Raw genomic sequence first — 2,861 nt, 5'->3', positions numbered from 1 at the left:
CGGGTGCGCTGCTCCTGCTCGAGGCCGCCGACGAGGCCGAGCTGAACGCCACGTTGAAGGAGGATCCGTTCGCCGCCGTCCGGGGGATTGCAGGCATCCGGACGTCGGAGTGGAACCCCGTCATCGGAATGCTCTCCGCCCACGCCTCGTAGCAGCATGACCGGCCGGGTTCCCGGCCCTACGATCCACCCATTTCAACCCAAGGAGTCCACGTGACCTCGGTCAGCCTGGGAATGCCGTCAGCCCCGCCCCCCGTTCTCGCGCCCCGCCGCAAGACCCGCCAGATCAAGGTGGGTTCGGTCGGCGTCGGCTCCGATTCACCCATCAGCGTGCAATCGATGACCACCACCCCCACCACGGACATCAACGCCACCCTGCAGCAGATCGCCGAGCTGACGGCGTCCGGCTGCGACATCGTGCGTGTCGCTTGCCCCTCCGCGGACGACGCCGAGGCACTGCCGATCATCGCCCGCAAGTCCCAGATTCCCGTGATCGCGGACATCCACTTCCAGCCGAAGTATGTCTTCGCCGCGATCGAGGCCGGTTGCGCTGCGGTGCGCGTCAATCCGGGCAACATCCGCAAGTTCGATGACCAAGTGAAGGAAATCGCGGCGGCAGCGCGCGATCACGGTACGTCCATCCGGATCGGCGTCAACGCCGGGTCCCTGGAGCCCGGCATCCTGAAGAAGTACGGCAAGGCCACCCCGGAGGCCCTCGTCGAGTCGGCTGTGTGGGAAGCGTCGTTGTTCGAGGAACACGGCTTCCACGATTTCAAGATCTCCGTCAAGCACAACGATCCCGTCATCATGGTGGCGGCCTACGAGATGCTTGCCGAAAAGGGCGACTGGCCGCTGCACCTCGGCGTGACCGAGGCCGGGCCCGCCTTCCAAGGCACCATCAAGTCCGCGACGGCCTTCGGAGCGCTCCTGTCCAGGGGTATCGGCGACACCATCCGCGTGTCCCTCTCCGCCCCGCCTGTCGAGGAAATCAAGGTCGGCAACCAGATCCTGCAGTCCCTCAACCTGCGCCCCCGCAAGCTCGAAATCGTCTCCTGCCCTTCATGCGGACGCGCCAGGTGGACGTCTACACGCTGGCTGAGCAGGTCACGGCCGGGCTTGAAGGAATGGAGATTCCGTTGCGCGTCGCCGTCATGGGTTGCGTGGTGAACGGCCCGGGCGAGGCACGTGAAGCCGATCTCGGTGTGGCCTCCGGAAACGGCAAGGGCCAGATCTTCGTGAAGGGCGAAGTCATTAAGACTGTCCCCGAGAGCCAGATTGTTGAGACACTGATCGAAGAGGCCATGCGTATCGCCGAAGAGATGGGGGAGGCCGATGGCGAAGATGCTGTCAAGGGTAGCCCCGTGGTTAGCGTCTCGTAGCGAGACAGCCGCCGATGGGATTTCCGTCCGGGTGCTCGGCGCTGCCGACACCCGGGCCCTTCGCGTGCTCGCGATGGAAGACCCTGTAGCGAACGTCTTCATTCTGGCGCATCTCGATTCGTCGGGGAGCGCCGCACCCACGTCCGGTGGGGCGAGCGTCTTTGGAGTGTTCGACGGCGATGCCTGGTGGGTGCCTGCTGGGCCGGCGCCAATCTGGTTCCGGTGCAGCTGGACCCCGGGCTGGCTTCCCGCGTTGCGGCTGTTGCGCACCGGGCAGGACGCCGGTACGCCTCGATCTTTGGGCCGGCGCAGACCGTACTGGCGCTGCATTCCCGCTTGGAGCAGCTGGGCCATTTCGCCCACGAGGTACGTGCCGACCAGCCACTTCTGGCCATCTCGGGGCCACCCGCCATCGAAGCCAATCCGCAGCTCGGCTTCGGAAACATCGCGGATTTCGACCGTATCCTGCCCGCGTGCGCAGCCATGTTCGAAGAGGAAGTGGGGTATTCTCCCTTCCTCGGGAGCGAGGACTTCTACAGCCGCCGGGTGGCCGGACTGATCCGGCAAGGCCATTCCCTGGTGCACATCGACGCCGGCGGGAAAGTGAAGTTCAAAGCCGAACTCGGGGCGGTCACCGCGCAGGCCACCCAAGTGCAGGGCGTCTGGATGAACCCCGAGTTCCGCGGCCAAGGACTCAGTGCCGGGTACATGGCGGGAGTGGTTGTCCTGGCCCAGCAGTTCGCGCCGATCACCAGCCTTTACGTCAACGAGTACAACACCAGGCGCGCGCCACCTACGAGCGGGTCGGGTTCAAGCGCCTGGGAACCTTCGCCACGGTGCTGTACTGATCAACAACCCAACTAACTCGCAATAGATGTCGTTTTGAGGGCTCATAACGACGTCTAATGCGAGTCAGTTGGGAGGGGTGAGCGCACCGGTGAGGTAGTGCTGGACGTTCGGGGCCACGAGCCGCACTACCTCGTCCTGGGATGCCGAAGCCAGGGGCTCCAGCCGGACCACGTAGCGCATCAGCATGAGACCCACCACCTGCGTGGCAACGAGGTTGCCACGCATCTTCGCCTCCTCAGGGGAACCGGGAAGACCCGCTGTGATCCTGGACAGGATGGTCCTCGCCACCATCTCCCGCAGCAAGGCAGTCTTGGCCTTGGAGCCGATCGTTCCCCTGACGAACGCGACAAGCCCGTGTTGTGCCGGGCTTTCCCACAGACGCAACACGGCGCGGACGATTGCTTCGGAGCGTTGCGCCGGGGCCAACGATTCGACGCCGGCCAGGACCTCGTCGGGATCAGCCGGAAGTTCGATGCTCTGGGCGAAGAGTTCGTCCTTGCCCTTGAAGAAGTGGTGGACCATGGCCGGGTCCATCTCTGCTTCGCGGGCCACTTGCCGCAGGCTCGTGCCGTCGAAGCCGTGTTCGGCGAAGAGCCGGCGCGCTGTAGCGGAGGATCAGCTCGCGGGAGTCGCT

Annotated in this window: 1 protein-coding gene and 3 pseudogenes; 2 read left to right on the top strand and 2 right to left on the bottom strand. The window is 65.0% G+C overall.

Features of this window, described 5'->3' with window-relative positions; all coding sequences use genetic code 11:
* Positions 1–233 precede the first annotated feature (233 nt).
* Both ispG and AHiyo1_RS05150 read left to right on the top strand, forming a co-directional pair.
* Positions 234–1,378, top strand: a pseudogene (gene ispG, locus AHiyo1_RS05155) (flavodoxin-dependent (E)-4-hydroxy-3-methylbut-2-enyl-diphosphate synthase).
* Positions 1,341–2,226 (top strand): annotated as a pseudogene (locus AHiyo1_RS05150) (GNAT family N-acetyltransferase). Before ispG ends, AHiyo1_RS05150 begins: the two co-directional pseudogenes overlap by 38 nt.
* A gap of 64 nt (positions 2,227–2,290) precedes the next feature.
* Here AHiyo1_RS05150 and AHiyo1_RS05145 read toward each other — a convergent pair.
* Together AHiyo1_RS05145 and AHiyo1_RS27705 are read right to left on the bottom strand one after the other, a co-directional pair.
* Positions 2,291–2,671: a TetR/AcrR family transcriptional regulator gene (locus AHiyo1_RS05145; protein ID WP_340639301.1), complete on the bottom strand. Its 381-nt coding sequence runs from the start codon at positions 2,669–2,671 to the stop codon at positions 2,291–2,293.
* 48 nt (positions 2,672–2,719) lie between these two features.
* A pseudogene (locus AHiyo1_RS27705) lies at positions 2,720–2,821 on the bottom strand (helix-turn-helix domain-containing protein); the annotation flags it as partial.
* Positions 2,822–2,861: the final 40 nt, after the last annotated feature.

The sequence above is a fragment of the Arthrobacter sp. Hiyo1 genome (assembly GCF_001263615.2).
In the GTDB taxonomy this organism is placed as follows: Bacteria; Actinomycetota; Actinomycetes; order Actinomycetales; family Micrococcaceae; genus Arthrobacter.
This window is presented reverse-complemented; position numbering and strand designations above follow the sequence as displayed.